Origin of the sequence: Amycolatopsis rhizosphaerae, assembly GCF_007713715.1 — a bacterium.
GTDB classification, from domain to species: Bacteria; Actinomycetota; Actinomycetes; order Mycobacteriales; family Pseudonocardiaceae; genus Amycolatopsis_E; species Amycolatopsis_E rhizosphaerae.
The window spans coordinates 1-6,100 of the sequence record NZ_VJWX01000429.1 but is presented as its reverse complement, the minus strand read 5'-3'; the positions used below and the strand labels follow the sequence as shown (position 1 = coordinate 6,100).

Genomic DNA, 6,100 nt, shown 5'->3' with positions numbered 1-6,100 from the left:
AGCCCGCCCGGATCGACCACGTCCAGGCGGCCGCTTTGCCGCTGGCCGCGCTCACCGCCTGGCAGGCTCTCGTCGACACCGCGGACCTGCGGGCGGGGCAACGGGTGCTGATCCACGCCGCGGCCGGCGGTGTCGGTCATCTCGCGGTGCAGATCGCCAAGGAGCGCGGCGCGCAGGTCACCGGGACCGCGAGCGCCGCCAAACATGACTTCCTGCGCGAGATCGGCGTGGATGCCTGCATCGACTACCGCACTGAGGACTTCACCGACACCGAACAGCGGTACGACGTCGTCCTCGACGTCCTCGGCGGGGAAACCGCGACCCGTTCGGTGGGTGTGCTCCGTCCCGGTGGGATCCTGGTGTCCCTGGTGCCGGTCGCCGAAGACACCCAGGCCGCCGCGGAGAAGGCACAGGTCCGCGCCGTCACCCTGCTCGTCGAGCACGACCAGGCCGGGATCCGCGCTATCGCCCGACTCGCCGACCGAGGAAAGCTCCGCGCGCACGTCTCCGGCACCTTCCGCCTCGCCGAAGGCGCCCGGGCCCACGCCCTGGGAGAGACCGGCCACACCACGGGCAAACTGGTCATCACCGTGCGCTGACCCCGATGGCTCGGCCATCGCCCCATTCCGCGTCACGGTCAGCTCAGGGACGGCGCCAGTACCGGGCCCGTCCCTGAGCCGGTGACCTCCGACAGACTCGCCGCCTCCTGCCCGACGCCCCCCGCCGTCCATAGTGGACTCACGCCACACGCTGTGATGTCCGGCATCGAGTCCCAGTCTTTTTGTCCTGTTTGGACAGTGGCCGAAGGCGGCGGTGGGCCTGGCCGGGGACTCAGCCGAGCCGGGACAGGAAGGACGCCGAGGCCGCCACCGCGGGTTTGGACGAGTTGGTGCCCAGTAACAGCACGGCGAACGCGACATCGTCGCGATAACCGGCGAACCAGCCGTTCGCACCGCTGCCGTCACCGAACTGCGCCGTGCCCGTCTTGCCGAAAACCCGGCCACTGCCCTGCAGGGCGGTGGCCGTGCCGTTCGTGACGACCTCGCGCATCATCGACCGCAACGCGCCGACGACCGCGTCCGGCGGCCCCTGGTAACCGGTGTTGACCGTGGTGGCGCGGTCGCGCCACAGCTTCGGCGTGACCGCCTTGCCCGCGGCCACGGTGGCCGCCATCAGTGCCAGCCCGAGCGGGCTGGCCTGCACGGTGCCCTGGCCGATGGCGTCCTCGACCTGGGCGGCGGAGTCCCGCGCCGCGACCACCTTGCCCAGTTCGGTGTCGATCCCGGGAATGGTGAAGTCGGCGTTGAGCCCGAACTGGTTCGCCGTGCGGGCCAGTGCGTCGGCGGGCAGCCCGGAGGCCAGCTGGGCGAACGTGGTGTTGCAGGAATGTGCGAACGCCGAGTGCAGCGGCAGCGGGGCGAGGGAGAACTCGTCGTCGTTGGGGATCCTCCGCTGCCCGATCTGCACGCTGCCCGGGCAGGGCAGGACGGTGTCCGGGGTGGCCGCGGCCCGTTCCAGTGCCGCCGCCGCGGTGATGATCTTGAAGGTGGATCCGGGCGCGTAGAGCCCGCTGAGCGCGGTGGGGGCGCCCCCGGCCGCAGCGTTCTGCGCGACGGCGAGGAGATCTCCGGTGGAGGGCTGGATCGCCACCAGCATCGCCGGGGCACCCTGGGCGTCCACGGCGGCCTGCGCGGCGGCCTGGACGGCGGTGCTCAGCGTCGAGGTCAGCGGTCGGACCGGGTTTCCCTCGCTGTACAGGGTTTTCTCGGTGCCGTCCGCCTGCTCGAGCAGCACGGCCCAGCCCTGGGCCGCCTCCCCGGCGACCCGGGCCATCCCGGGGGCCAGCAGGGGCGCGACGGCCGCACCGCTGGGCTTGGCCCCGTCGGACTGCCAGGTCAGCAACGGTTTGCCGTCGCGGTCGGCCACCGCGGTGCCCCCGCCCGAGGAGCGCACTGCGAACCGCGCGCCGGGGCCGAGTTCCGGATGGATCAACGACGGGACGAAATGCACCTTCCAGCCGTCTCCGGCGCGGACCAGCGTCAGGGTGCTGTCGTAGGTCCACACCCGGGACGGGCCGAGCGTCCAGCTCACCTTGAAGGTGGCGCTGCTGCCGGAAACCTGCCCCGGCGTGGTCTTGACGGCCGTCCCGGCGAGCGCGGAGGAGGCGGCCTGCAACGCGACGGCGGCGCCGCCGGGATCGTCGGTCAGCGCCCCGGCCGCCCCGGTGTCGTTCCCGGCCCACGCGCGCAGGAAGGCGGCCGCGACCTCGGAGGGCTCAGTGGGAGCGGCCGGGGCCCGCACGTCCGTGGCGCCACCACCGGCCGCATCGCCGCTTCCACCGCCGCGCAGCACGAGCGCCGCGGCCACCACGATGGCGACCACGGCGATCGCGCCCGCCGCGAGAACCGCTTTCCGGACCGCCGGACGCATGATCAACCCCCCAGTCGTTCACCGGGGATATCGATCATGCTGTCCGGTTCGTTACGGTTCAGGCCGCCTTGACCACCCGCACCGAGACCTTCACCCCGTCGCCGACGGTCCCCTCGGAACCGCCCTCCACCGCGCCGTAGGCGACCGAGACCGCGAGGGTCTCCCCGGCCACGAACTTCTCGTGCGGCTGCACCGCCCCGGCCACGTCGGCCGGGGCGTCCACGGTCAGCTCGATGCGGTCGGCCACCTCCAGCCCGGCCTCGCGGCGGGCCTGCTGCACCACGCGCACCAGGTCGCGCGCGAGCCCTTCGGCGGCCAGTTCGGCGGTGACCTCGGTGTCCAGCAGGACCAGCCCGGAGCCCTCCGGCAGCTCGGCCGCCGCCGTCGCGCCCTTGGCGTCCTTGGCCACCAGGCGCCGCTCGTACTCGCTGTCGAGCAGTTCGATCCCGGCCGCGACCACGGCGCCCTCCGGCGAGGTCGTCCATTCCCCCGCCTTCACCGCCTTGATCACCTTCTGCACGTCCCGGCCGAGCCGCGGCCCGGCGGCCCGCGCGTTGACCGCGACCTCGAAGGCGCCGTGCGCGGCGACGTCGGTGCTCAGCTCGACCGCCTTGACGTTGACCTCGTCGGCGATCAGGTCGGCGAACGGGCGCAGCGCCTCGGCGTCGCCTGCCGCCACCAGCAGCTGTGCCAGCGGCAGCCGCACGCGGAGCTTGTTCGCCTTGCGCAGCGACAGCGCCGACGAGCACACCTGGCGGACCCGGTCCATGGCCCGCACGAGGGGGGCGTCCGCGGGCAGTTCGTCGACCATGGGCCAGTCGGTCAGGTGCACCGAGCGCTCACCGGTCAGCCCCCGCCACACCGCTTCGGTGGTCAGCGGCAGCAGCGGCGCCACCGTCCGGCAGGTCACCTCCAGCACGGTGTGCAGGGTGTCGACCGCGTCCCGTTCCCCGGCCCAGAACCGCTCGCGGGAACGGCGCACGTACCAGTTCGTCAGGACCTCGAGGAAGTCACGGACAGTGGTGCACGCGCCCGCGATGTCGCAGACGTCCAGTGCGGCCCCGACGTCGGTGACCAGCTCGTTGGTCTTGGCCAGGATGTAGCGGTCGAGCAGGTGCTTCGAGTCGGTCCGCCAGCGGCCCTCGATCCCCTCCGCATTGGCGTAGAGCGCGAGGAAGTAGTACGAGTTCCACAGCGGCAGCACCGCCTGGCGCACCGCGTCGCGGATGCCCTTGTCGGTGACGACGAGGTTGCCGCCGCGCAGGATCGGGCTCGCCATCAGGTACCAGCGCATGGCGTCGGAACCGTCGCGGTCGAACACCTCGTTGACGTCCGGGTAGTTCCGCAGCGACTTGGACATCTTCTGGCCGTCGGAGCCCAGCACGATGCCGTGCGAGACGCACATGCGGAACGCCGGACGGTCGAACAGCGCGGTGGCCAGCACGTGCAGCAGGTAGAACCAGCCGCGGGTCTGTCCGATGTACTCGACGATGAAGTCGCTCGGGTAGTGGTGCTCGAACCATTCCGCGTTCTCGAACGGGTAGTGCACCTGGGCGTAGGGCATCGACCCCGAGTCGAACCACACGTCGAACACGTCGGGGATGCGGCGCATCGTGGACTTCCCGCTCGGGTCGTCCGGATTGGGCCGGGTCAGCTCGTCGATGTAGGGCCGGTGCAGGTCCGTCGGCCGCACGCCGAAGTCCCGTTCCAGCTCGTCCAGCGAGCCGTACACGTCGATCCGCGGGTAGGCCGGGTCATCCGAGATCCACACCGGGATCGGCGTGCCCCAGTAGCGGTTGCGGGAGACCGACCAGTCCCTGGCGTTCTCCAGCCACTTCCCGAACTGGCCGTCCTTGACGTGCTCGGGGTACCAGGTGATCTGCTGGTTCAGCTCGACCATGCGGTCGCGGAACTCGGTCACCTTGACGAACCACGACGACACCGCGCGATAGATCAGCGGGTTGCGGCAGCGCCAGCAGTGCGGGTATGAGTGCTCGTAGGTCTCGTGCCGCAACAGCACCGCGCCCTGCTGTGCCGCCGAACCCGTGCCGTTCTTGAGGTCGCGGATGATGTCGGGGTTGGCTTCGAACACCTGCCGGCCCTGGTAGTCCGGGACGGTGGCGTCGAAGCGCCCCTTGGCGTCCACCGGGGTGACCGGGGTGATGCCCGCCGCGTCCGCCGCGGCCTTGTCGTCCTCGCCGTAGGCGGGCGCCATGTGCACGACGCCGGTGCCGTCGCCGGTGGTGACGAAGTCCGCGAGCAGGATCCGGTGCGAGTTCTCGGCGCCGACGAAGTACGGGAACGGCGGATCGTAGGACAGCCCCGCCAGCGCGGCACCCTTGTAGCGGGCGACGACCTTCGGCTCCTCGCCCAGTTCGCGCGCGTACGCCGGGACGCGGGCCTCGGCGAGCACGAAACGCCGCCCCGGCTGGGTTTCCGGCTCCACCACCACGTAGTCCACGTCCGGGTGCACCGCGGCGGCCTGGTTGGAGGGCAGGGTCCACGGCGTGGTGGTCCAGATCAGCAGGTGTGCGCCGTCCAGGCCGGGGTGCGCCTCGCTGCCGTGCAGGCGGAACCCGACGGTGACCGCCGGGTCCTGCCTGCTGGCGTAGACGTCCTCGTCCATCCGCAGTTCGTGGTTGGACAGCGGCGTCTCGTCCCGCCAGCAGTAGGGCAGCACCCGGTAGCCCTCGTAGACCAGGCCCTTGTCCCACAACTGCTTGAAGGCCCAGATCACCGATTCCATATAGGACAGATCGAGGGTCTTGTAGTCGTGCTCGAAGTCCACCCACCGCGCCTGGCGCGTGACGTAGTCCCGCCACTCGCCGGTGTAGCGCAGCACCGATTCGCGGCAGGCCCGGTTGAACTCGGCGATGCCCATGTCGTCGATCTGCGACTTGTCGGTGATGCCCAGCTGCCGCTCGGCCTCCAGCTCCGCGGGCAGGCCGTGGGTGTCCCAGCCGAACCGGCGTTCCACGTGCTTGCCGCGCATGGTCTGGTAGCGCGGCACGATGTCCTTGACGTAGCCGGTGAGCAGGTGGCCGTAGTGCGGCAGGCCGTTGGCGAAGGGCGGGCCGTCGTAGAACACGTACTCGTTGGCCCCGTGCGCGCCCGGGTCACGGGCGTCGATGGTGGCCTGGAAGGTCCGGTCGGACTCCCAGTATTCGAGTACCCGCTTTTCGAGGGCGGGAAAGGACGGCTGGGACTCCACCTGGCCCGGCGTCTGCCCGCCCAGCTGAGCCTTCGGGTACATCGGCGTTCTCCTCGCGGTTTTCGTCGCTCTCGCACGGATCCTGTGATCCACACGGGGACGAGACGCGCCGGCGGGCACGTTCCGCGGTACCACCCCGCTTGCCCACCCGGAGGCGGGCCGCTCATTGGACGGCTGTCACGGGCCGCACCCGTCCGGTTCTACTGAGGTGTCCCGCCCTCGGCGGGCACCCGTTCTTCCGGAGGCTCCCCGGTGATGGCCGGATCGACGCCGTATAGGTCTCCAGGTTATCGCACCGTGCGAACGGTCAACGCGATGGCCGCCACCCACACCGCCGCACCGAGGAGTCCGGCGGTGTGCAGACCGGACACGAAGGCCGCCGGATGGGCGGGTTCTCCCGCCACGGCGCCGAACACCGCGGTGCCGATCGCGCCGAAGGCCTGCCGTGCCGTGTTGTTG

At 71.1% G+C, this 6,100-nt stretch carries 3 protein-coding genes; 1 reads left to right on the top strand and 2 read right to left on the bottom strand.

The window, feature by feature from the left end; translation table 11 throughout:
* Window positions 1-599, top strand: a 599-nt coding sequence (locus FNH05_RS29610; RefSeq protein WP_144592146.1) for an NADP-dependent oxidoreductase, incomplete at its 5' end; no start/stop codon positions are given.
* Window positions 600-831: 232 nt separating this feature from the next.
* Here FNH05_RS29610 and FNH05_RS29605 read toward each other — a convergent pair.
* A complete protein-coding gene (locus FNH05_RS29605) occupies window positions 832-2,430 on the bottom strand; it encodes a penicillin-binding transpeptidase domain-containing protein (protein WP_144592145.1) in 1,599 nt (532 codons plus the stop codon).
* Between the two features lie 58 nt (window positions 2,431-2,488).
* The gene (gene ileS, locus FNH05_RS29600) at window positions 2,489-5,683 is read right to left on the bottom strand and encodes an isoleucine--tRNA ligase (protein WP_144592144.1); all 3,195 of its coding nucleotides are present in this window, start codon (window positions 5,681-5,683) and stop codon (window positions 2,489-2,491) included.
* Window positions 5,684-6,100 lie beyond the last annotated feature (417 nt).